This window comes from Janibacter massiliensis (assembly GCF_900289115.1).
Classification (GTDB): domain Bacteria; phylum Actinomycetota; class Actinomycetes; order Actinomycetales; family Dermatophilaceae; genus Janibacter_A; species Janibacter_A massiliensis.
Genome location: NZ_LT985196.1, coordinates 2,109,483 through 2,132,740, shown reverse-complemented (window position 1 = coordinate 2,132,740; position 23,258 = coordinate 2,109,483). Strand labels below are relative to the sequence as shown.

Sequence of the window (23,258 nt, the reverse complement as noted above, 5' to 3'; positions counted from 1 at the left end):
TGCCGTCAGCGGGCCGGTGCCGGCACGGGGACGCGGCGCAGGAGGTCCTCGACGATCGTCTCGGCGGAGTGGCCGGCGATCCGCCCCTCGGGCGACAGCAGGATCCGGTGCGCCAGGACCGGCACCGCGACGCCCTGGACGTCCTCCGGCAGGACGTGCGGACGACCGAGCACGGCCGCGCGGGCTCGAGCCGCGCGCAGCAGGTGGAGGGTCGCCCGGGGGGAGGCGCCGAGCGCGATCTCGTTGCTCGTGCGCGTGGCCGTCGCGAGGTCGACGACGTACTGGCGCAGGGCCGGCGCGGCGTGGACCCAGGTCGTGGTCTCGACGAGGCGCGCCACCGTCGTCGCGTCGGTCACGGGGCGCAGGTCCGCCAGCGGCGAGCGTCCGCCGTGGTGCTCCAGCATCGCCACCTCGCTGCGCTGGGACGGGTAGCCGATCGACACCCGTGCCATGAAGCGGTCGCGCTGGGCCTCTGGCAGGGGGTAGGTCCCCTCCATCTCGACCGGGTTCTGCGTCGCGACGACGATGAACGGGCGGGGGAGCAGGTGGGTGCGGCCGTCGACCGAGACCTGCCCCTCCTCCATGCATTCCAGCAGCGCGGACTGGGTCTTCGGCGACGCGCGGTTGATCTCGTCCCCGATGACGACGTTGGCGAAGATCGCGCCGGGCCGGAACTCGAACTCGTGGCGCTCCTGGTGGAAGACCGAGACGCCGGTGACATCGCTCGGCAGGAGGTCGGGGGTGAACTGGATCCGTCGCGTCGTCGCACCCATGGCCTGCCCGAGCGTCTTGGCCAGCACGGTCTTGCCGACCCCGGGGACGTCCTCGAGCAGCAGGTGCCCGCCGGCGAGCAGGACCGTGACCGCGGTCCTCACGACCTCCGGCTTCCCCTCGACGACGGCGTTCACCGCGTCCTGCAGACGTCGGGCGACATCGGCGAGCTCGCCGAGCCGCTGCGCTCGCTCCTCGCGGTCGGGGCGCGATGCACCCCGGCCAGGCCGCACGGTCGGGTCCGTCCCCTGGGCCACCGCGTCCCCTTCCGCGTCGTGCTCCGGCATGGGGCCGCATCCTGCCCCACTTCCCTCCACGTCGCCTGCAACCCCCTGACCTGTGGCAGAGCCCTCCACCGTCCTCCACCGGCTGCCGCGCCCGGCGTTTCGCGGCTGGACGGGGGTGGACGGGCAAATGAGTGGGGGATCAGAGCCCTGTTTGGGTGCCTTCGGGGGAGAAGTGGAGTAAAGTGGAGGACATCGGAGCGAGGTGTCGGTGCGGGTCGAAGGGGAGGTGGTCACCGTGTTCCTCGGGACCCACACGCCCCGGCTCGACGACAAGGGGCGGCTGATCCTCCCCGCCAAGTTCCGCGACCGGCTCGCCGGCGGCCTCGTCATGACCCGCGGCCAGGAGCGCTGCGTCTACGTCTTCCCGATGGACGAGTTCGAGCGGGTCGCGACGCAGATGCAGCAGGCCCCGACCACGTCCAAGGCCGTCCGGGACTACATGCGCGTCTTCCTCTCCGGCGCCTTCGACGAGATCCCCGACAAGCAGGGGCGCGTCACCGTGCCGCCGACCCTGCGGACCTACGCCGGCCTGACGAAGGAGCTCACGGTCATCGGCGCGGGCAACCGTGTCGAGCTGTGGGACTCCGGCGCCTGGGGCGACTACCTCGAGTCGACCGAGCAGGCGTTCGCCGACCAGTCCGAGGAGGTCGTGCCCGGACTCCTCTGATCGTCACGGCCCTGCCGTGCGGCCTCCAGCCGTTCGTCGCCGACGCGTCTTCCCCCGCGTCGGACCGGACGGATGGGGACCACGCGGCAGGGCCGGGGCCACCGAAGGCCGCACGACCGCCCACACCCCCGACCACCTACCGACGAGAGACCGAAGGAGGAGCACCGATGGCACCGACCGACCGTCCGATCGACGAGCTGCACGTCCCGGTCCTGCGCGACCGCATCGTCGACCTCCTCGCCCCGGCGCTCTCCCGGCCCGGGGCGGTGCACGTCGACGGGACGCTCGGGATGGCCGGGCACGCGCTGGCCGTCCTCGAGGCCTTCCCGCAGGCGCGCCTCGTCGGGATCGACCGTGACCCCCAGGCGCTCGACGTCGCTCGGGAGCGGCTCTCCGCCCACGCCGACCGCGTCGACCTCGTCCACGCCACCTACGACGAGGTCGCCGACGTCCTCGACGACCTCGCGATCCCCGAGGTCGACGGCGCGCTCTTCGACCTCGGCGTCTCCTCCCTCCAGCTCGACGAGGCCGACCGCGGGTTCGCCTACGCGCAGGACGCCCCCCTCGACATGCGCATGGACCAGAGCACCGGCCGCAGCGCCGCCGAGCTGCTCGCGGAGGCGGACGTCGACGAGCTGACCCGGATCATCCGCGAGCACGGCGAGGAGCGCTTCGCCCGACGGGTGGCCCAGGGGATCGTCCGGGCGCGCGAGACCGCGCCCCTGACCCGCACCCACGAGCTCGTCGAGATCTGCCGGGCGGCCGTCCCCGCGGCCTCCCAACGCTCGGGCGGGCACCCTGCCAAGCGGACCTTCCAGGCGCTGCGCATCGAGGTCAACGCCGAGCTGTCGGGCTGGGCGGACGCGCTCCCGGCGGCCGTCGGCCGGCTGCGCACCGGGGGTCGCATCGCCGTCCTGTCCTACCACTCGCTCGAGGACCGCATCACCAAGCGCGTCCTGTCCGCCGGCGCCACGAGCACCGCCCCGCCGGACCTGCCCGTCGAGCTCCCGGAGCACGCGCCGTACCTGCGGCTGCTCACCCGGGGCGCCGAGGCGCCCTCCCAGTCCGAACAGCTCGACAATCCCCGCTCCGCGTCGGCGCGCCTCCGGGCCGCCGAGCGGGTGCGCGATACGAAGGGAACCGCACGATGAGCCAGCTGACCGTCGCCCGACCGGCGCCGCTGCCATCCGGGACGAGCCGGACCCGGCCGCGGCGTGATCTGCGCGTCGTCGACGCGACCGGCGCTGCCGACGGCGGGTGGTTCCGGTGGCTGTGCGGGGGGCTCCTCGTCGCCGGCCTGCTCGCCGTCCTCCTGCTCAACACGGCCCTCGTCCAGGGCTCGTTCCGCCACAACGAGCTCGAGGCGCGCTCGGCGGAGCTGTCCGACCGGCAGGAGGCGCTCACCCAGGAGATCGACGAGCAGAGCGCGCCCGCGCGCCTGGCCGAGCGGGCGCACGGCATGGGGATGGTCCCCGCGACGTCCACCGCGTACATCCGCCTGTCCGACCACTCGGTCGTCGGCGTGGCGAAGGCGTCGACCGACGACCGCCGCTTTAGCGTGGTGACGAAGCCGGGCTCGTCGAGCCCCGACGCCCGCTGACCAGCACCCAGCCGCCCTCGACCCGCGAGGTCCCGTGACGCAGAAGCGCCCCACCGCCCGCCGCCCGGCCACCCCGGTGCGGCGGTCGACGGCGTCCGCCAAGCCCGCCCGGGGGCGCGCCGCGCCGCGACGGACGGTCCCGAAGGGCGCCACCGCGACGCGGGCGGGCTCGACGCGCGGCCGCCCGATCCCGCGACGGTCCCCCTCGGCCGCCCGGCCCCGGCCGACCCGCCGCCGGATCGGCGGGATGCTCGTCGGGCTCCTGTTCGTCCTGTCCATCTTCGCCGCGCAGCTCGTCCGGATCCAGGGGTTCGACTCGGCCGCGGTCTCCGCGCAGGCCATCCAGGGCCGGACCGCGACCCAGGCGATCCCCGCGGTGCGCGGCACGATCTACGACGGGCGGGGCACGGTCCTCGCCCAGAGCGTCGAGCGACGGGTCGTCGCCGCCGACCAGACCGCGGTGCCCGAGTACGAGAAGACGGTCAACGACCGCCTTCGGACGGTCGGCGTCGCCGGCGCCGCCAAGGACCTCGCACCCCTGCTCCGCATCGACGAGGTCACCCTGCGACGTGCGCTCACGGGGGACAGCCGCTACCGGATCCTGTCGAAGAACGTCTCGCCGCTGACGTGGCGAAAGATCCGCGCGCTCGGCATCCCCGGCATCTCGAGCACCCGCGAGAGCGAGCGGAAGTACCCCCAGGGGACGACCGCGGCCTCCCTCGTCGGGTTCGTCATCGACGGCGGCAAGCCGGGCGGCGGCGTCGAGCTGTGGAAGGACGCCGACCTCAAGGGGGAGGCCGGCACCGAGACGTACGAGATCGGCCAGGACGGCGACCGGCTGCCCACCGGCATCCACGAGGTCGTCGACGGCCGCCGCGGGAGCGACCTGCGGCTGACGATCGACAACGACATCCAGTGGTACGCCCAGAACGCGCTCGCCAAGAAGGTCCGCGAGACCGACGCGCTCTCGGGCACCGTCGTCGTCCAGCGGGCCAGGACCGGGGAGATCCTCGCGCTCGCCTCGTACCCGACCTTCGATCCCAACCACGTCGGCTCGTCCTCGGGTCGGCTGGACAACCTCGCCTTCACCGACACCTTCGAGCCGGGCTCGACCGCGAAGGTCATGCTCGCCGCCGCGGCCGTCGAGGAGGGCGTCGTCACACCGTCGACGCCGATGATCATCCCGCCGACACTGCCGCGCTCGGACACCTCGTTCCGCGACAGCCACCCCCACGGGACCCTCCACCTCACGTTCGCGGGGGCGCTCGCCCAGTCGAGCAACATGGGGATGATCCTCGCCGGCGAGAAGATGTCGGCGAAGACCCTCGACGACTACTACCGACGGTTCGGCCTGGGGTCGCCCAGCGGGACGGGATTCCCCGGGGAGACCGCCGGCATCCTCACGCCCGTCGACGAGATGAACGGCACCCAGCGGTACACCGTGATGTTCGGCCAGGGCCTGTCGGTGACCGCCGTCCAGGCGGCCGGTGTCTTCCAGACCATCGCCAACGACGGGGTCCGCCTCCCCCCGACCCTCGTGTCCGCCTCCCGCGCCCCTGGCGGCGAGTGGGTGCAGGCGCCGCGGCCGACGGGCGTCCGCGTCGTCTCGACCAAGGCGGCCCGGGAGACCAACCGCATGCTCGAGGGTGTCGTGTCTGCGGAGGGCACCGCCCCCGAGGCGCGGGTCCCCGGCTATCGCGTGGCGGGCAAGACGGGAACGGCCGACCGGTACGACCAGGCGAGCGGTGGGTACGCCGGCAAGACTGCCAGCTTCATCGGCTTCGCGCCCGCCGAGGACCCGCAGCTCGTCGTGTCGGTCATCATCCAGCGCCCCGTCAAGGGGTACTACGGCGGTCTCGTCGCGGGCCCCGTCTTCCGGGACGTGATGACCGCCGCGCTGCACCGGGAGCAGATCGCGCCGACCCCCGGGACGCGGTCGCCTCGCATCCGCACGGTCCTGCCGAGCGCGCCCTCGCCGAACGACCCGAAGGTGCTGCGCGACCGGGGCAACCCGGACCGCGGCTAGGGTTGCCCCTCGTGCCGACCGGAGACCGACCCCTGCGCCCGGACCACGTCAGCCCGGCCCGCCTCGCCGACATCGCCGCGGATCTCGGTGCGCTGCCTGCCGCCGGGAGCGACGCGGAGCAGCTCGCCGCCACCGCAGTCACCGGGGTGACCCTGTCCTCCCTCGGCGTCGTCCCGGGGGACCTGCTCGCGGCCCTGCCCGGGGCGAACGCGCACGGCGCGACGTACGCCGCAGGAGGCGTCGAGGCCGGTGCCGTCGCCGTCCTCACCGACCCCGCTGGCGCGCAGATCATCGGTGGGGCCCCGGTGCCGGTCCTCGTCGTCGACGACCCGCGCTCCCGCCTCGCCGAGGTGGCCGCGCGCGTCTACGGCACCGCGACCCACCGTCCGCGCGCGGTCGGGATCACCGGGACGAACGGCAAGACGACGTGCGCCTACCTCGTCGCCTCCGCGCTCGAGGCGCTCGGTCGGTCCACGGGGGTCATCGGCACGATCGAGACCCGCATCGGGGAGCGCCGGGTACGCAGCGTCCGGACCACCCCGGAGGCCCCGGACGTCCACGCGCTCCTGGCCGTCATGGCGCAGGAGGGCATCGCCGACTGCGTCATGGAGGTCTCGAGCCACGCGCTGACCCTCCACCGGGTCGACGGCATCGTCTTCGACGTCGCGCTCTTCACAAACCTCTCCCAGGACCACCTCGACTTCCACGGGTCGATGGAGGAGTACTTCGCCGCTAAGGCCTCGCTGTTCACCCCCGCGCGGTCCCACCGCGGGGTCGTCTGCGTCGACGACGAGTGGGGGCGCCGGCTCGCGACGACGGCTTCCGTCTCGGTCACGACCGTCGCGACCGTCGACGGCGTCGACGCCGACTGGCGGGCGCGGCCGACCGACGACGAGGGCGGCTTCGTCCTCGAGGGGGCCGGGACCGCCCTGGATCTCCGGTCCGGTCTCCCGGGAGACTTCAACGTCGCCAACACGGCGCTGGCCGCGGTGGCCCTGCACGTCCTGGGCACCCCGATCGACGCGATCGCCCCGGCGATCCTCGTCCCGCCGGTCGTGCCCGGCCGGATGGAGCGGGTCACCACCAGCGCCGACGACGACGACCTGCCCGAGGTCGTCGTCGACTTCGCCCACACGCCGGACGCCGTGGCGAGCGCGCTGGCAGCGCTCCGGCCGCGCGCCCGGGGTGACCTCGTCTGCGTCCTGGGCGCCGGGGGAGACCGCGACCGCGGCAAGCGACCCGGCATGGGTGCCGCCGGTGCCGCCGGTGCCGACGTCCTCGTCGTCACCGACGACAACCCCCGCAGCGAGGACCCCGCGTCGATCCGGGCGGCGGTCCTCGACGGCGCGCGGTCGGTCGAGGACGGGGCCGAGATCGTCGAGATCGCCGACCGGGCCGAGGCCGTCCGCACCGCCGTGCTCGACCTCGGGCGCCGTCGCGCGGGGTCGGTCGTCGTCGTCCTCGGCAAGGGGCACGAGACCGGCCAGGAGGTCGCGGGTGTCGTCCACGACCACGACGACCGCACCGTCGCCCGCAGCGCCCTCGAGGAGGCCACCGCGTGATCCCCATGACCCTCACCGAGATCGCCGAGGTCGTCGGCGCGCGGATCGTCGGACCCGATGGCGGCGACGCTCGTCCCGAGGAGGGCGAGCTCGTCGTCGACGCCCCCGTCGTCACCGACTCGCGCGAGGTGACCCCCGGCGCGCTGTACGTCGCCCGCGTCGGCGAGACCACCGACGGTCACCGGTTCGTCCCCGCGGCGCGGGACGCGGGTGCCGTGGCGTCGCTGACCACCCGGCCGGTCAAGGGCGCGGTGTGCCTCGTCGTCGACGACGTCCAGGAGGCCTTCGTCGCGCTCTCGAGGCACGTCGTCGACACCCTCGCGGCGCCGGAGCGCGGGAGCGAGGCGCTCGTGGTCGTCGGCATCACCGGCTCTTCGGGGAAGACGAGCACGAAGGACCTCCTGGCACACGTGCTGCGCGGCTCGGGCGAGACCGTCGCGCCGGTCGGCTCGCTCAACTCCGAGGTCGGCGTGCCGTTGACCGTCTGCCGGGTCACGGGGGCCACCCGGTTCCTCGTCGTCGAGATGGGCGCCCGGGGGATCGGTCACATCGAGTACCTCACCCGGATCGCCCCGCCGCGCATCGCCGCCGTGCTCAACGTCGGCACCGCCCACGTCGGCGAGTTCGGCTCCCGCGCGAACATCGCCCGTGCCAAGAGCGAGATCGTCGCCGCGCTGCCGAGCGCGGCCGACGGCGGCGTGGCGGTCCTCACCGCCGACGACGACGCGGTGCGGGCCATGAGCGCGCTCACCCCGGCCGAGGTCGTCCTCGTCGGGCGGGCGGCGGACGCGGACCTGCGCGCGATCGACGTCCGGCTCGACGACGCCGCCCGCCCCTCGTTCACCGTCGTCGCCGGGACCGAGCAGGTCCCCGTGGTCCTCCCGCTCCACGGCGTCCACCACGTGGCCAACGCCCTCACCGTCCTGGCGGTCGCCCGCGCCTGCGGGGTGGACCTCGCGGAGGCCGCCGCCCGTCTGCGTGACGCGGTGCCGGAGAGCCGCTGGCGCATGGAGGTGTCGACGACGCCGGGCGGGGTCACCGTCGTGAACGACGCGTACAACGCCAACCCGGACTCCGCGGCCGCCGCCCTCGAGGCGCTCGTCGCGATGAGCGCCGGCCGCCGCACGTGGGCGGTCCTGGGGGCGATGCTCGAGCTGGGTGACGAGTCGGACGCCGAGCACGCCCGCACCGGCGCGCTCGCCCGCGACCTCGGGGTCCACCGGGTCGTCGCCGTCGGCGAGACCGCCCGCCCGGTCGCCGACGGCGCGGCCGGGGGAGGGACGGAGACGACCTGGGTCCCGGACGTCGACGCCGCCGAGGAGCTCATCCGCCGCGACACGCGCCCGGGAGACGTCGTCCTGCTCAAGTCGAGCAGGGACGCCGGGCTACGGTTCCTCGGAGACCGGGTGACCGGCCGGACCGACACCGCCCCCACGGAGGCTCCCTCGTGCTAGTCGTGCTGTTCGCAGCGACGTTCTCGCTCATCCTCGCGCTGCTGGGGACGCCGATGCTCATCCGGCTCCTCGTCAAGCGGGGGTACGGCCAGTTCATCCGCGACGACGGCCCGACGAGCCACCACACGAAGCGTGGGACCCCGACGATGGGCGGTCTCGTCATCATCGGCGCCTCGCTGCTCGCCTACGCCCTCGCCCACCTGGCGGTGTGGAGCCCGGTGACCCCGAGCGGCCTGCTCGTCCTCTTCCTCATGACCGGCCTGGGCATCGTCGGGTTACTCGACGACTACATCAAGATCTCCAAGCAGCGCAGCCTCGGGCTCAACAGCAAGCAGAAGCTCGCCGGCCAGATCCTCGTCGCGGTGATCTTCTCCGTCCTCGCGCTGCGCTTCCCCGACGAGCGGGGCATCACCCCGGCATCCACGGCGATCTCCTTCGTCCGGGACACCGGGTTCGACCTCGCCGCGGCCGGTGGCTTCGTCGGCCTGGTGCTCTTCGTGCTGTGGGCCAACCTCATGATCGCCGGGACCTCCAACGGGGTGAACCTCACCGACGGGCTCGACGGGCTCGCCACGGGCGCCTCGACGATGGTCTTCGCCGCCTACGTCCTCATCGGGATCTGGACGTTCAACCAGAACTGCGCCCTGACCGTCGACGCCCGCTGCTACGACGTCCGAGACGCCCACGACCTCGCCGTCGTCGCGGCGTGCGGCATGGGGGCCTGCTTCGGCTTCCTGTGGTGGAACGCCTCCCCGGCGAAGATCTTCATGGGTGACACCGGCTCGCTGGCCCTCGGCGGCGCCCTCGCCGGCCTGGCGATCGTGTCCCGCACCGAGCTGCTCATCGTCGTCCTCGGCGGGCTCTTCGTCATCATCACGATGTCGGTGATCATCCAGGTCGCCTCGTTCAAGTCGACGGGCAAGCGGGTCTTCCGGATGGCGCCGCTGCAGCACCACTTCGAGCTCCTCGGCTGGCAGGAGGTGACGATCGTCATCCGGTTCTGGATCATCGCCGGCCTCTTCGTCGCCCTCGGTCTCGGGCTCTTCTACGCCGAGTGGGTCGTCGGCGGGTGAGGACACGCACCACCGACCTCACGCACCGCGACGGGCCGTGGGCGGGTCTGCGGGTCCTCGTCGCCGGCTTCGGCGTCAGCGGCCAGGCGGCCGCCGACGCGCTGCTCCAGGTCGATGCGGACGTGCGCGTCGTCGACGCGAAGGAGCCCGCCCCGGGGTCCCGCGGGCACGAGCTCGTCGAGATCCTCGGGGTCCTCGGTGCCCGCCTCGACTTCGGGCCCGGTGCGACGACGGCCCTGCCCGACGACCTCGACCTCGTCGTCACCTCGCCCGGCTGGCGTCCCGACCAGCCCCTGCTGGCCGCCGCCGCGGAGGCGGGGGTTCCGGTGTGGGGCGAGGTCGAGCTCGCGTGGCGCATGCGACCGGAGACCGGCGCCGCCCCGTGGCTCACGCTCACGGGGACGAACGGCAAGACGACGACGGTCCAGATGCTCGCCTCGATCCTCCGGGCGGCCGGTCTGCGGGCGACAAGCGCGGGGAACGTCGGCACGCCGATCCTCGACGCCGTCCTCGACCCCGAGCCCTACGACGTCATCGCCGTCGAGCTCTCGTCCTTCCAGCTGCACTGGAGCCACAGCCTCCGCCCGCGGGCCTCGGCCTGCCTGAACATCGCCCCGGACCACGTCGACTGGCACGGCTCGTTCGAGGCGTACCGGGACGCGAAGGCGAAGATCTACGAGAACACCGAAGTCGCGTGCGTGTACGCGGTCGACGAGCCCGAGACGATGGCGATGGTCGAGCAGGCCGAGGTCGTCGAGGGGTGCCGCGCTATCGGTGTCACCCGCGGCGTGCCGGGGTTGTCGATGGTCGGTGTCGTCGAGGACGTCCTCGCCGACCGCGCGTTCGTGGAGGATCGCCGCACGAGCGCCGCGGAGCTGGGGACGCTCGCCGACCTCGCGCCGCCGGGCACCGACCCCTCGGCCGTCGCGCCCCACCTGCTGGCCGACGCCCTCACCGCCGCCGCCCTCGCTCGCGCCCACGGCGTGCCCGCCTCGGCCGTCCGGGACGGCCTGCGTGCGTTCCGGCCCGAGCCGCACCGCGCCGCGCTCGTCGCCACGGTCGACGGCGTCACCTTCGTCGACGACTCGAAGGCGACGAACCCGCACGCGGCCGCCGCCTCCCTCGCGGCGCACGAGAGCGTCGTGTGGATCGCCGGCGGTCTGCTCAAGGGCGCGGACGTCGATCCCCTCGTCGAGGCCCACGGCGCCCGGCTGCGCGCGGCCGTCCTCATCGGCGCCGACCGGGCGCAGATCGCCGCGGCACTTTCCCGACACGCGCCCGATGTCCCGGTCATCGACATCGATGCCACCGACACTGCTGGCATGGACCTCGCGGTCGACGCCGCGATCGGTGCCGCGCGTCCGGGTGACGTGGTGCTCCTGGCCCCGGCCGCGGCGTCGATGGACATGTTCCGCGACTACGGCGCCCGCGGCGACGCGTTCGTCGCGGCCGTGGCGCGAGCATCCGGGGCAGGTGACGGCACGAGCGAGGAGGACCGGTGAGCAGCGCGACCGCCAGCGGCATCCGTCGTGACCGTCCCTCGGCTACCCTCGACGCCCCCGCCGGCCGGGTCGCCTCCCGGATGGACGCGCCGACGACGTCCTACTACCTCGTCGTCGCCGTGGTCTCCCTCCTCGTCGGGATCGGGCTCGTCATGGTCCTGTCCGCGTCCATGGTCGTCGCGGCCAAGGAGTCCGGATCGTCGTTCGGCACCTTCCTCAAGCAGCTCCTGTTCGCCGCCCTCGGCACCGTCGTCATCGCGTGGGCCTGCCGCCGCACGCCGGCCTTCTGGCGGCGGGTCGCGCCACCGGCGCTCCTGGCGACGATCCTCCTGCAGGCCCTCGTCCTCTTCACCCCGTTCGGCGCCGAGGTCAACGGCAACCGCAACTGGCTCGACCTCGGCGTCGTCATGGCGCAGCCGAGCGAGCTGGGGAAGATCGCGCTGGTCCTCTACGGCGCGACGATGCTCACCCGTCGGCGATCCCGGGCCGGGAACCTCACGGACGCCCTCGTGCCCTTCGTCATCCCCGGTGCCGCGGGCGTCCTGCTCGGCGTCATGCTCGGCCACGACCTCGGGACGGCGCTCGTCCTGTGCGCCATCGTCGCCGCGGTCCTCTTCGCCGCGGGCGTCCCGGGTCGCTACTTCGCCGCCGGGGGCGCGCTCGCCGCGGTCCTCATCACGCTCGTGACGGTGACGAGCGAGAACCGGATGACCCGCATCCGCGTGTGGCTCGACCCGAGCAGCTGCGACCCCTTCGGCGCCTGCCGCCAGCCCCTGCACGGTCGCTACGCGCTGGCCGACGGCGGCTGGTGGGGCGTGGGCCTCGGCCAGAGCCGCGAGAAGTGGGGCTGGTTGTCCGAGCCGCACAACGACTTCATCTTCGCGATCATCGGCGAGGAGCTCGGCCTCTTCGGCTCGCTCCTCGTCCTGGGGCTGTTCGCCGCGTTCGCGCTCGTCTCCTACCGGATCGTCAGCCGGACGCAGGACCAGTTCGTCCGCATCGCGACCGCGGGCATCCTTGCGTGGGTGACGGTGCAGGCCATCGTCAACATCGGGGCGGTCATCGGCCTGCTGCCCGTCATCGGCGTCCCGCTGCCCCTCGTCTCGTCCGGTGGTTCCGCCCTCGTGACGACGATGCTGGCCGCCGGGATCCTCCTGTCCTTCGCGCGGGCGGAGCCGGGCTGCGCCGAGGCGCTCGCCGTCCGCCGGGGCATGCTGCGGCGCACCCTCGCCGTCGTCCCCGTCCCTCGCCGTCGTACGGCATCCCTGCCCACCCCGTCGAAGAACCGCGACCCGAAGAAGAGGAGGCGCTGACCCGATGGCCGCTGCGCCCCACCCGTCCGGCCTGCCCGGCTCCGTCCTCCTCGCCGGTGGGGGCACGGCCGGCCACGTCTCCCCGCTGCTCGCCCTCGCCGAGCACCTGCGCGAGCAGCGCCCCGACATCCGGATCCGGGTCCTGGGGACGGCCGAGGGCCTGGAGTCCCGGCTCGTCCCCGAGCGCGGCCTCGAGCTCGTCGTCGTGCCGAAGGTCCCCATGCCGCGCCGCCCGTCGGTGGTCGCCGCGCGCTTCCCGCAGCTCCTCGCGGTCGCGGTCAACGTCGCGACCCGGGCGATCCGCGAGAACGACGCAGAGGTCGTCGTCGGCTTCGGCGGCTACGTCGCGACCCCCGCCTACCTCGCCGCGCGCCGGACCCGGACCCCGATCGTCGTCCACGAGCAGAACGCCCGGGCCGGGATCGCCAACCGGCTCGGTGCCCGGCTCACCCGGCACGTGGGCGTCACCTTCGCCTCGACCGATCTGCGCGGCGGCACGCGCGTCGGAATGCCGTTGCGCCGGGAGATCGCCGACCTCGACCGTCCCGCCCGCCGACCGGAGGCGATCGAGCACTTCGGTCTCGAGCCGGACCGCCCGACCCTCCTCGTCACGGGCGGATCGCTCGGCGCGCAGCGGCTCAACGAGGCGTTCGCCGGTGCCGCCGCCGACCTCACGGCCGCGGGGATCCAGGTCCTGCACCTCACCGGCGCCGGCAAGGAGGTCGTCCCGCCGGAGGACACGCCCGGAGCCGCCCGTTACGTCGTGCGGGCCTACACCGACCGGATGGACCTCGCCTACGCCGCCGCCGACCTCGTCGTCGGCCGGGCGGGCGCGAACACGGTGTGCGAGCTCACGGCGGTCGGCCTGCCCGCGATCTACGTCCCGCTGCCCATCGGCAACGGGGAGCAGCGGCTCAACGCAGCGGACGTCGTCGCCGCGGGCGGCGGCCGGCTCGTCGAGGACGCGCTCGTGACCCCCGACTGGGTGCGCAGCGCGGTGGTGCCCCTGCTCCTGGACCGGGAGGCGACGACCGACATGGCGCGGCGTGCCGCGGCGATGGGGGAGCGGCACGGCGATGCCCGCCTCGCCGATCTCGTCCGCGCGGCCGTGCGCTGACCGTGCCGCCCCTCCCCGCACCCCAGGAGCGACCGTGCTCGGCGTGAACCCCCGCTTCGACTTCATCGCCTCCGTCCCGGCGGACGTGGCCGACCCCGACGCCCCCGGCCGGGTCCATCTCGTCGCCATCGGCGGGGCCGGGGTGTCGGCGGGCGCGCGCCCGCTGCTCGAGCGCGGCGTCGCCGTGAGCGGGTCCGACGCCAAGGACTCCCCGGCCCTCGCGGACCTCGCCGAGCGGGGCGCCGAGGTCCACGTGGGGCACGATCCGGCGCACGTCGACGGCGCCCGCGCCCTCGTCATCTCCTCGGCCATCCCGGAGACGAACGTCGAGGTCGTCGCCGCCCGCGACCGCGGCATCCCCGTGCTCCACCGGGCCCAGGCGCTCGCCGCGTGCACCGCCGGTCGACGGGTCCTGGCCGTCGCCGGCGCCAACGGGAAGACGACGACCTCCTCGCTGCTGACCGTCGCGCTCACCGCCGCGGGGGCCGAGCCGTCGTTCGCGCTCGGCGGCGAGCTGCGGGCCGAGGGCACGAACGCGCGTCTGCGCGATGGCGAGGCGTTCGTCGTCGAGGCCGACGAGTCGGACGGGTCGTTCCTCTGCTACCGCCCCGAGGTCGCCGTCGTGACCAACGTCCAGCCCGACCACCTCGACTTCTACGGGGACCTCGCGCACGTCGAGGCCGCCTACCGGGACTTCGTCCGCACGATCCGCCCCGGCGGGATGCTCGTCGCCTGCGCCGACGACGCGGGGTCGGCGGCCCTGGCCCGGGCCGTCCGCTCCGGGGAGGGCCCCGGCGCCGGGGCCCGTGTCATCACCTACGGGACCGCCCCCGAGGCGGACGTGCACATCGCGGACATCGACCTCGGGCCGAAGGGGAGCCGCGCGGTGCTCGTCGTGCGCGCGGACGGTGTCGAGCAGACCCACGAGCTCGTCCTCACCGTCCCGGGGGAGCACAACGTCCGCAACGCCGCGGCTGCCTGGGCCGCTGCCGTCCTCGGGGTCGGGGCGGACGGCGACGGGGTGCTGCGCGGCCTGGCGGAGTTCGGTGGCACCCGACGACGCTTCGAGCGCCGCGGCGTCGTCGACGGGATCGCCGTCGTCGACGACTACGCGCACAACGTCGGCAAGGTCGAGGCCGTCGTGCGCACCGCGAAGGACATCGTCGGGCCCGACCACCGGCTCGTCGTCGTCTTCCAGCCCCACCTCTTCTCCCGCACGCGCGACTTCGCGCCGGGGTTCGCCGACGCGCTCGCCCCCGCCGACGAGGTCGTCCTCCTGCCGGTGTACGGCGCGCGGGAGGAGCCGGTCGAGGGCGTCGGCCCGGAGCTGATCGCGGCGCCCCTGCGGGACGGGGGGCGCTCGGTCCACGTCCTCGAGGACGAGGAGGTTCCGGCGTGGGCCGCCGCGCAGCGGGCGGCCGGGCGTCTCGGGGCCGGTGACCTGCTCATGACGGTCGGCGCCGGGGACGTCACCCGCCTCGGCCCGCTGATCCTCACCGCCCTCGAGGACGCGCGCCCGTGAGCCGGGGGACCGCGAGCCGGGCGACGAGGGAGCGGCTGGCCGCGGCCCGCTCCACCCGCGAGCGGTTCGAGGAGCGTGCCGACGCGGTGCGCCGCCGCCGCCGACTGCAGATCGGCGGCGGGCTGACCGCGGTCCTCGTGCTGCTCGGCGTGGCGTGGCTCCTGCTCGCCTCTCCGTTCCTCCGGGTCGAGCGGGTCGAGGTCCTCGGGGCGCAGCAGCGGGACGTGCCGCAGGTGCGTGCCGTCGTCGACGACCAGATCGGCCGCCCGATGGCGCTCGTCGACCGGTCGGACCTCGTCGACGCGCTCGAGGCGGAGCCGACGGTGGCCCGTGCCGAGGTCTCCCGCGCGTGGCCCCACGGCCTGCGCGTCGTCGTCACGCCCCGGGAGCCGGTCCTCGCCGTCCGGCGCGTCGTCGCCGGGAAGGCAGCGGTCGACCTCGTCGACGGCTCGGGCGCCGTGGTGCGGACGGAGCGGCGGGCGCCGAAGGGCCTTCCGACGGTGGCGGCCGACCGCAGGTCCGACGAGCTCTCCGCACGGAGCGTGAAGGCAGCGCTGTCGGTCATCGAGTCCCTGCCGCCGTCCATCACCGCCCGGGTCGGGGAGATCACCCTCGGCACGGCGGACCAGGTGTCCTTCACCGTCGGGCCGACGACGGTGATCTGGGGGACCGGCGACGACGCGGCGCTCAAGAGCGACGTGGTGCGCACCCTTCTCCGGGGCCGCCCGAAGGTCATCGACGTCAGCGCGCCCCGGACGCCGGTGACGCGCTGAGGTCGGGCCACGCGCCTGGGACTCACGCTCTGGTCGAGGTCGAGGCGCGACACGCGCACGAGGTCGTTGCAGGTCGGCGGGCGGCTGCCTAACGTCGGCACCACACCGGGCGTGACCAAACCGTAACCCTGAACCTGAGGTTGAGAGTTCGGACCGGGAGCGCCCGCAGGACCCACCACCGAAAGGCCCCCTCGTGGCAGCACCGCAGAACTACCTGGCCGTCATCAAGGTCGTCGGCATCGGCGGGGGCGGTGTCAACGCCATCAACCGGATGATCGACGTGGGTCTCAAGGGCGTCGAGTTCATCGCGGTGAACACCGACGCCCAGGCGCTCCTCATGAGCGACGCGGACGTCAAGCTCGACGTCGGCCGCGAGCTCACCCGGGGCCTCGGCGCAGGGGCCGACCCGGAGGTCGGGCGCAAGGCGGCCGAGGACCACGCCGAGGAGATCGAGGAGGTCCTCAAGGGGGCCGACATGGTCTTCGTCACCGCCGGCGAGGGCGGCGGCACGGGCACGGGTGGCGCGCCGGTCGTCGCGAAGATCGCCAAGAGCCTGGGTGCCCTGACCATCGGCGTCGTCACGCGCCCGTTCACCTTCGAGGGACGCCGGCGGGCCAACCAGGCCGAGAGCGGGATCGCCGCCCTGCGGGACGAGGTCGACACCCTCATCGTCATCCCGAACGACCGGCTCCTGTCGATCAGCGACCGGAACGTCAGCATGATCGACGCCTTCCACAGCGCCGACCAGGTCCTCCTCTCCGGCGTCCAGGGGATCACCGACCTCATCACCACGCCGGGCCTGATCAACCTCGACTTCGCGGACGTCAAGTCCGTCATGCAGGGCGCCGGGTCGGCGCTCATGGGCATCGGGTCCGCGCGCGGCGAGGACCGGGCGATCCAGGCCGCCGAGCTCGCCATCTCCTCGCCCCTGCTCGAGGCGAGCATCGACGGGGCCCACGGCGTCCTGCTGTCGGTCCAGGGCGGCTCGGACCTCGGGCTGTTCGAGATCAACGAGGCGGCCCGCCTGGTCCAGGAGGCCGCGCACCCCGAGGCGAACATCATCTTCGGCGCGGTCATCGACGACGCGCTCGGCGACGAGGTGCGCGTCACCGTCATCGCCGCCGGGTTCGACGGTGGCTCGCCGCAGCAGCGCAAGGACGACCGCGCCCTGGGCAGCATCCAGGGCCGGCCGCAGCCCGGGCACCAGGTCCCCACCACCCCGGCGCAGCCGCAGCCGGCGCCGGCCGCGCAGCCCGCGCCGCAGCAGCGCCCGACGTCGGTCGACGACGAGGCCACGGCGCAGCAGGCGCAGACGGCGTCGAACGAGCCGAGCCAACCGGTGCAGCCGCCGGTGGTCGTCCGCGCCCCGCGCCCGGACGTCCCCGTCCCCCCGCGTCAGGTCGAGACGGGGCGCGAGGACGACCTCGACGTCCCCGACTTCCTCAAGTGATCGACCCGCACGAGGTCGCATGATCCGCTGGCGCGAGGACGACGCCGCTCTGACGATGGTCTTCACCGATCGTCGGGGCGGCGTCTCGCGTGCGCCGTGGGACTCGTTCAACCTCGGGGGGCACGTGGAGGACGACCCTGCGGCGGTGGCCGAGAACCGCGCGCGGCTGGCCGAGGCGGTCGGCGTCGCCGGCGATCGGCTCGTCGGGCTGGACCAGGTGCACGGTGCGGAGGTCGCGCACGTGCGCGAGAAGCCCGCGGTCGCGCCGACCGCCGACGCGCTCGTCACCGACGTGGCGGATCTGGCGCTCATGGTTCTCGTCGCGGACTGCACGCCCGTCCTCCTGGCCGACGCCGAGGCGGGAGTCGTCGGCGCGGCCCACGCCGGGCGGCCGGGGATGGTGGCCGGCGTCGTCCCCGCCACGGTCGAGGCCATGCGCGAGCTCGGGGCGCGGCGCATCCACGCGGTCGTCGGGCCGTCCGTGTGCGGGCGCTGCTACGAGGTCCCGGCGCAGATGCGAGACGTCGCCGCAGAGCGCAGCCCGGCCTCGCGCGCCGTGACGTGGGCGGGCACCCCGGCGATCGACGTCGCCGCGGGCGTCGTCGAGCAGCTCGCCGATCTCGATGTCCCCGTCCGCTGGGTGCCGGGATGCACCCGGGAGGACGACGACCTCTTCTCCTACCGCCGCGACGGGCGGACCGGTCGGACCGCGGGCGTGATCGTGCGGCGCTCGGCATGACCGGGCGCCGCGAGGAGCTGCGTGCCGGGCTGGACGCCGTCCGGGGCCGGATCGACGCCGCGTGCGCCGCAGCCGGCCGGGACCCGGCGGAGGTCACCCTCGTCGTCGTGACGAAGTTCTTCCCCCGCACCGACGTCGACGTGCTCCACGAGCTCGGGGTGCGGGACGTGGGGGAGAACCGCGACCAGGAGGCGGCCGAGAAGCTCGACCCGCGGGACCGGCCGGCCGATCTCACCGTCCACTTCATCGGCCAGCTCCAGTCGAACAAGGCCGGGTCCGTCGCCTCGTACGCGGACGTCGTCCACTCGATCGACCGTCCCAAGCTCGTCCCGGCGCTCGAGCGCGGCGCGCACCGTGCCGGCCGTCGGCTGGCCGGCCTCGTGCAGGTGAACCTCGACGAGGACGCCGCGGCCGGGCGCGGCGGCGCGGCACCGACCGACGTCCCCGCGCTGTGCGAGACGGTCGCCGGATCCTCGCTCGAGCTGCGCGGTCTCATGGCCGTCGCCCCCCTGGGGGTCGATCCCCGTCCGGCCTTCGAGCGCCTCCACGCCCTGGCCGAGCGGGTCCGCCGGGACCACCCCGGAGCGTCGTGGATCTCCGCGGGCATGAGCGGCGACCTCGAGGCCGCGATCGACGCCGGTGCGACACACCTGCGTGTCGGCAGCGCAATCCTCGGTTCCCGTCCGCCTCACGCGTAACGTCGCTCGCGCACGGGTGGCGGTGCGGCCGAGACGGAGACCGCACCGAGACGACATGGCCCAAGGAGTCAGGACGATGGCCGGAGCACTGCGCAACACGATGGTCTGGCTCGGCTTCGCCGAGGACGAGCGCGACCGCGAGGACTACTACGACGACGAGTACGACACCCACGCCGAGGCGGACGACCGCGGCCACGGGGCGTACCGCCACGAGGACGACGACCATGGCCACACCGCCGAGGTGACCCAGCTGCGGCGCACGCCGGTGAGCGCGGTCGTGCGCGACGTCGAGGTCGGCGGGCTCAACCGCATCACGACGATCCACCCGCGCACGTACAACGAGGCGAAGACGATCGGCGAGTCGTTCCGCGACAACACCCCGGTCATCATGAACCTCACGGACATGGACGACGCCGACGCCAAGCGTCTCGTCGACTTCGCCGCCGGGCTCGTCTTCGGTCTCCACGGGTCGATCGAGCGGGTGACGAGCAAGGTGTTCCTGCTCTCGCCGGCCCACATCGAGGTCGCCGCCGAGGAGCCGGGCGCCGTCCGGGCCGACCGCACGATCTTTAACCAGAGCTGACCGCGGATCACGGTCCCGGGGTCCGTCGTGGCTGAGGTGTGGGCGGTCGTCCGTCTCGTCCTGTACCTCTACCTCGTGCTGCTCCTGATCCGGCTCGTGCTCGAGTGGATCCAGGTGTTCGCGCGCGACTGGCGCCCTCGCGGCGTCGTCCTCGTCCTGGCCGAGGGCGTCTACACGGCGACCGATCCGCCGCTGCGCGCCCTGCGCAAGGTCATCCCGCCCCTGCGGATCGGTTCCGTCCAGCTCGACCTGAGCTTCTTGCTCCTGACGTTCGTGCTGTGGTTCCTCGTCGGTCTGTGACCCTTCTCGCGGCCCGACCGTCCCCCGGCTGCCCGGATGACCTAATGTTTGTACGAACCACACCTGCATCACCAATCTCGGGACCCCACCTCGACGGGCCGTCCCACCTGAGCCTCGAGGAGACGACATGGCGCTGACGCCCGAGGATGTCCTCAACAAGACCTTCACCCAGACCCAGTTCCGTCGCGGGTACGACGAGCGCGAGGTCGACGACTTCCTCGACGAGATCGTCGCCGAGATGCGTCGGATGATGAAGGAGAGCGACGAGCTCCGATCGGGCGTCGGACGGGGTGGGGCCGCCAGTGCCGTTCCCGCCGCAGCCGCCGTCGCCGACACCCGCGAGCTCGACGCCCTCCGCCAGTCGCACACCGACCTGCAGGCCAAGTTCGACGACCTCCGCGGTGTGCTCGACAAGGAGCGCGCCGGCCGGGCCGAGGCCGAGAAGCGACTCGCCGACGGTCAGCGGACCATCGATGACGCGGTCCGCCGCGCGGACGCCGCCGAGAGCCGCGCTGAGGCGGCCGAGGCCCGGGTGAAGGAGCTCGAGGCGCGGCTCCGTTCGACCGAGGAGGGGGAGCAGGCCCGCTCGCAGGCCCAGGGCGCCGTCGCCGGGGCCGATCGCGACGCCCAGGCCCGGATCGCCGAGATCAACCGCCGTGCGGAGGAGGCCGAGCGTGCGGCCCAGGAGCGCATGCGCGTCGTCCAGGCCCGTGCGCAGGAGGCCGAGCAGGAGTCGCAGGCGCGGATCGCCAAGGCGAAGCAGGACGCGGAGGCCGCCGAGGTCGAGGCCCGCCGCGCTCGGGAGTCGCAGCCCGAGCAGCCCGCCGCCCTCGCCGCGCCCGCAGCCGCGCCGGCCCCCAGCGGAGAGGCGAACAGCCTCATCGCCCTTGCGCAGCGCCTGCACGACGAGCACGTCGCCGAGGGCCAGGCCCGGCACGACCAGCTCATCGCCGAGGCGAAGACCCAGAGCTCCCAGATGCTCTCCGAGGCGACCTCGAAGCGCGACCAGCTCATCGCCGAGGGCACGACCAACCGCGACCAGCTCGTCGCCGAGGGCACGACCAAGCGGGACCAGCTCGTCACCGAGGGCACGACCAAGCGGGACCAGCTCGTGTCGGAGGCTCAGCGCACCTCGCAGACGCTCGTGAAGGACGCCGAGACGCAGAAGCAGCGCATCGTCGGGGAGATGACCCGCGAGCGGGACGGTCTGCAGTCGAAGATCGACGACCTGCGCAGCTTCGAGCAGGACTACCGCGGCCGTCTCAAGGAGTTCATCACGGGTCAGCTGCGGGTTCTCGACGCCGCACCCGAGGACAGCCGCCAGAACGGCTGACGTCGTCGCGGCCCGGCGCCGCCGTCCTGAGAGGGGCCGATCCGACCACGGATCGGCCCCTCTCGTCATGCTGGCCGCGCCGATGCCGGACTCGCCGGACGTCAGGCGCCCCGACCTCCGCCTCGTGCCCTATCCTCGGGCCCCAACGCCCGCGGTACGCGGGATCAGAGGAGAGGCGGCACCGATGGCCATCAGGCGGACGTCCGTGTCGTCACTCGTGGGGGCCGCGGCCTCGCTCGTCCGATCGCGTCGGACAGCGGAGCCGACGGACGCGAACCAGGAGGAGACTGCGGTGGCGAAGGCGTCGAGCGAGAAGAAGTCGGCGACGAAGAAGACGACCGCGAAGAAGTCAGCCGCCGAGAAGCCGGCGGCGAAGAAGCCGACCACCGCGAAGAAGTCGGCCGCGAAGAAGTCGGCCGCCAAGAAGCCGACCGCCAAGAAGCCGACCACCGCGAAGAAGTCGGCCGCCAAGAAGCCGACCACCGCGAAGAAGTCGGCCGCTAAGAAGCCGGCCACTGCGAAGAAGTCGACCACCAAGAAGTCGACCACCGCCAAGAAGACGGCGAGGGCGTCGGTGGCGAAGCCGTCGAAGACGACGGCCACGTCTCTCCTGGTGCGCGAGGGGGAGGACCCGTGGACCAGGACCGAGCTCGCCGAGGTCAAGACCCAGCTCGTGGCCGAGCTCGACCGGCTCGAGACGGAGATCCGTGACCACGACCGCGACATCCTCGTCCTCATGAGCGACACCGGGGACGGCGCGGGAGACGACCAGGCCGACGCCGGCGCGAAGACCTTCGAGCGCGAGCAGGAGATCTCGCTCGCCAACAACGCGCGGGCCCTCCACGACCAGGCGACCCGGGCGCTGGAGAGCATCGAGGCCGGGACGTACGGTCGGTGCGAGGCGTGCGGCGGTGCCGTGGGCAAGATGCGGCTGCAGGCCAACCCGCGTGCGACCCTGTGCGTGCCATGCAAGACGAAGCAGGAACGCCACTGACCACCGACCGCCCGGCGAGCTCTGCCGCGACCCCCGGCACCGACCGCAGCGCGTCTCGTCCTTCCAGCGCCCGGTCCCCCCTCGGCGCCGCCCTCGCCTGCGCGCTGCTCGTCCTCGTTCTCGACCAGGGGTCGAAGGCGTGGGCGCTCACCGCGCTCGACGAGCGGGCGCGCCCGCTCCTGGGGGATCTCGTCATGCTCCGGCTCATCCGCAACCCCGGGGCGGCCTTCAGCCTCGGGGCCGGATCGACGCTTCTCATGACCCTGATCGCGGCCGCGATCACCGTCGCGCTCGTCGTCGTCCTGCGCAGGACGACGGACCGCTCCCTGGCGGTCGGGCTCGGCGCGGTCCTGGGGGGCGCGCTCGGCAATCTCCTCGACCGCCTGTTCCGGGCGCCCGGCCCCGGGCGCGGGCACGTCGTCGACTTCCTCGACTACGGCGGCCTCTTCGTCGGCAACCTCGCGGACATCGCGATCGTCCTCGCCGGTGCGTACGTCGCCTGGCGCTGGCAGGCCGCCGACGAGACCACCGCGACGGGGGATCGGCATGGGTGACCACCGCACCGTTCTCGTCCCGGACGGCCTCGACGGCGAGCGGATCGACGCGACCCTCGCGCGGGTCTTCGGGCTGTCCCGCACGCAGGCCGCGACCCTGGCCGCCGACGGCCGCGTGAGTCTCGACGGCGCTGTCGTCGGCAAGTCCGCCCGGGCGGTGGCCGGGGCGATGCTCGAGGTCGAGCTGCCGAGCGCGCCGACGAGCCCGACCCTCGAGGTCGTCGCCGAACCGGTCCCCGGCATGCGGATCGTCCACGACGACGACGACATCGTCGTCGTCGACAAGCCCGTCGGGGTCGCCGCCCACCCGAGCGTCGGCTGGACCGGTCCGACGGTGCTCGGCGGGCTCGCCGCGGCCGGCTACCGGATCAGCACGAGCGGCGCGAGCGAGCGCCAGGGGATCGTCTCCCGGCTCGACGTCGGCACATCGGGCCTCATGGTCGTGTGCAAGAGCGAGCTCGCCTACAGCGTCCTCAAGCGGGCCTTCAAGGAGCGGACGGTCGACAAGACGTACCACGCGCTCGTCCAGGGACTGCCCGACCCGCACGTCGGGACCGTCGACGCGCCCATCGGCCGCCACCCGGGGCACGACTACAAGTTCGCCGTCATGGACTCCGGCAAGCACGCCGTGACCCACTACGAGCTGCTCGAGGCCTACCGCCACGCTAGTCTGCTCGAGGTCCACCTCGAGACCGGACGCACCCACCAGATCCGCGTCCACATGGCGGCTCTGCGTCACCCCTGCGTCGGCGACCCGCTGTACGGGGCGGACCCGACGCTCGGCGCCCGCCTCGGCCTCGAGCGCCAGTGGCTCCACGCGATGGGTCTGGGCTTCGTCCACCCGGGGACGGGACGGTACGTCGAGTTCGAGAGCACGTACCCCGAGGACCTCCAGACGGCGATCGACCGGTTGTCGGAGGGGTCGCCGTAGGATCGGCCC

General features: G+C 73.7%; 22 protein-coding genes. 21 read left to right on the top strand and 1 reads right to left on the bottom strand.

Annotation, left to right across the window (positions count from 1 at the left end):
• Positions 1-5: 5 nt before the first annotated feature.
• Positions 6-1,058: an AAA family ATPase gene (locus DAA34_RS10370; protein ID WP_106819088.1), complete on the bottom strand. Its 1,053-nt coding sequence runs from the start codon at positions 1,056-1,058 to the stop codon at positions 6-8.
• Between the two features lie 235 nt (positions 1,059-1,293).
• Between DAA34_RS10370 and mraZ the strand changes: the two genes are divergently transcribed.
• From mraZ to DAA34_RS10265, 21 genes are all read left to right on the top strand, one after another.
• The gene (mraZ, locus tag DAA34_RS10365; protein WP_106820095.1) at positions 1,294-1,725 is read left to right on the top strand and encodes a division/cell wall cluster transcriptional repressor MraZ; all 432 of its coding nucleotides are present in this window, start codon (positions 1,294-1,296) and stop codon (positions 1,723-1,725) included.
• Between the two features lie 167 nt (positions 1,726-1,892).
• The gene (gene rsmH / locus DAA34_RS10360; RefSeq protein WP_106819086.1) at positions 1,893-2,876 is read left to right on the top strand and encodes a 16S rRNA (cytosine(1402)-N(4))-methyltransferase RsmH; all 984 of its coding nucleotides are present in this window, start codon (positions 1,893-1,895) and stop codon (positions 2,874-2,876) included.
• Entirely contained in the window at positions 2,873-3,325 is a 453-nt protein-coding gene (locus DAA34_RS10355; RefSeq protein ID WP_106819084.1) for an FtsB/FtsL family cell division protein, read from the top strand. Before rsmH ends, DAA34_RS10355 begins: the two co-directional genes overlap by 4 nt.
• Positions 3,326-3,359: 34 nt before the next feature.
• Positions 3,360-5,351, top strand: a complete 1,992-nt coding sequence (locus tag DAA34_RS10350; RefSeq protein ID WP_234354214.1) for a peptidoglycan D,D-transpeptidase FtsI family protein — start codon at positions 3,360-3,362, stop codon at positions 5,349-5,351.
• An 11-nt stretch (positions 5,352-5,362) separates the two neighbouring features.
• Positions 5,363-6,913, top strand: a complete 1,551-nt coding sequence (locus tag DAA34_RS10345; protein ID WP_234354213.1) for a UDP-N-acetylmuramoyl-L-alanyl-D-glutamate--2,6-diaminopimelate ligase — start codon at positions 5,363-5,365, stop codon at positions 6,911-6,913.
• Positions 6,914-6,918: 5 nt separating this feature from the next.
• Entirely contained in the window at positions 6,919-8,367 is a 1,449-nt protein-coding gene (locus DAA34_RS10340) for a UDP-N-acetylmuramoyl-tripeptide--D-alanyl-D-alanine ligase (protein WP_325027848.1), read from the top strand.
• Complete coding sequence (gene mraY / locus DAA34_RS10335; protein WP_106819080.1) at positions 8,361-9,440, top strand: phospho-N-acetylmuramoyl-pentapeptide-transferase; 1,080 nt, start codon at positions 8,361-8,363, stop codon at positions 9,438-9,440. Before DAA34_RS10340 ends, mraY begins: the two co-directional genes overlap by 7 nt.
• On the top strand, positions 9,437-10,942 hold the full coding sequence (gene murD, locus DAA34_RS10330) for a UDP-N-acetylmuramoyl-L-alanine--D-glutamate ligase (RefSeq protein WP_234354212.1): 1,506 nt from the start codon (positions 9,437-9,439) through the stop codon (positions 10,940-10,942). The genes mraY and murD overlap by 4 nt, the downstream gene beginning before the upstream one ends.
• Positions 10,939-12,255 carry a putative lipid II flippase FtsW gene (gene ftsW, locus DAA34_RS10325; RefSeq protein ID WP_234354211.1) on the top strand — a complete coding sequence of 439 codons (1,317 nt, stop codon included), beginning with the start codon at positions 10,939-10,941 and terminating at the stop codon, positions 12,253-12,255. The genes murD and ftsW overlap by 4 nt, the downstream gene beginning before the upstream one ends.
• Positions 12,256-12,259: 4 nt before the next feature.
• The gene (murG, locus tag DAA34_RS10320; RefSeq protein ID WP_106819076.1) at positions 12,260-13,372 is read left to right on the top strand and encodes an undecaprenyldiphospho-muramoylpentapeptide beta-N-acetylglucosaminyltransferase; all 1,113 of its coding nucleotides are present in this window, start codon (positions 12,260-12,262) and stop codon (positions 13,370-13,372) included.
• A 43-nt stretch (positions 13,373-13,415) separates the two neighbouring features.
• Positions 13,416-14,894: a UDP-N-acetylmuramate--L-alanine ligase gene (gene murC / locus DAA34_RS10315; protein ID WP_234354210.1), complete on the top strand. Its 1,479-nt coding sequence runs from the start codon at positions 13,416-13,418 to the stop codon at positions 14,892-14,894.
• Positions 14,891-15,667, top strand: a complete 777-nt coding sequence (locus DAA34_RS10310; protein ID WP_106819074.1) for a cell division protein FtsQ/DivIB — start codon at positions 14,891-14,893, stop codon at positions 15,665-15,667. The genes murC and DAA34_RS10310 overlap by 4 nt, the downstream gene beginning before the upstream one ends.
• A 193-nt stretch (positions 15,668-15,860) precedes the next feature.
• Entirely contained in the window at positions 15,861-17,117 is a 1,257-nt protein-coding gene (ftsZ, locus tag DAA34_RS10305; protein WP_106819072.1) for a cell division protein FtsZ, read from the top strand.
• Between the two features lie 19 nt (positions 17,118-17,136).
• The gene (pgeF, locus tag DAA34_RS10300) at positions 17,137-17,856 is read left to right on the top strand and encodes a peptidoglycan editing factor PgeF (protein ID WP_106819070.1); all 720 of its coding nucleotides are present in this window, start codon (positions 17,137-17,139) and stop codon (positions 17,854-17,856) included.
• Positions 17,853-18,554, top strand: a complete 702-nt coding sequence (locus tag DAA34_RS10295) for a YggS family pyridoxal phosphate-dependent enzyme (RefSeq protein WP_106819068.1) — start codon at positions 17,853-17,855, stop codon at positions 18,552-18,554. The genes pgeF and DAA34_RS10295 overlap by 4 nt, the downstream gene beginning before the upstream one ends.
• 76 nt (positions 18,555-18,630) lie before the next feature.
• Positions 18,631-19,137, top strand: coding sequence for a cell division protein SepF (locus tag DAA34_RS10290; protein ID WP_106819066.1), 507 nt, complete (start codon positions 18,631-18,633; stop codon positions 19,135-19,137).
• Between the two features lie 27 nt (positions 19,138-19,164).
• The gene (locus DAA34_RS10285; protein ID WP_106819063.1) at positions 19,165-19,437 is read left to right on the top strand and encodes a YggT family protein; all 273 of its coding nucleotides are present in this window, start codon (positions 19,165-19,167) and stop codon (positions 19,435-19,437) included.
• Positions 19,438-19,564: 127 nt separating this feature from the next.
• Positions 19,565-20,770 carry a DivIVA domain-containing protein gene (locus DAA34_RS12315; RefSeq protein WP_199847451.1) on the top strand — a complete coding sequence of 402 codons (1,206 nt, stop codon included), beginning with the start codon at positions 19,565-19,567 and terminating at the stop codon, positions 20,768-20,770.
• A 67-nt stretch (positions 20,771-20,837) separates the two neighbouring features.
• On the top strand, positions 20,838-21,764 hold the full coding sequence (locus tag DAA34_RS10275) for a TraR/DksA family transcriptional regulator (protein ID WP_325027633.1): 927 nt from the start codon (positions 20,838-20,840) through the stop codon (positions 21,762-21,764).
• Positions 21,737-22,318: a signal peptidase II gene (lspA, locus tag DAA34_RS10270; RefSeq protein WP_106819059.1), complete on the top strand. Its 582-nt coding sequence runs from the start codon at positions 21,737-21,739 to the stop codon at positions 22,316-22,318. Before DAA34_RS10275 ends, lspA begins: the two co-directional genes overlap by 28 nt.
• On the top strand, positions 22,311-23,249 hold the full coding sequence (locus tag DAA34_RS10265; RefSeq protein WP_106819057.1) for an RluA family pseudouridine synthase: 939 nt from the start codon (positions 22,311-22,313) through the stop codon (positions 23,247-23,249). Before lspA ends, DAA34_RS10265 begins: the two co-directional genes overlap by 8 nt.
• The last annotated feature ends 9 nt before the right edge of the window (positions 23,250-23,258 follow it).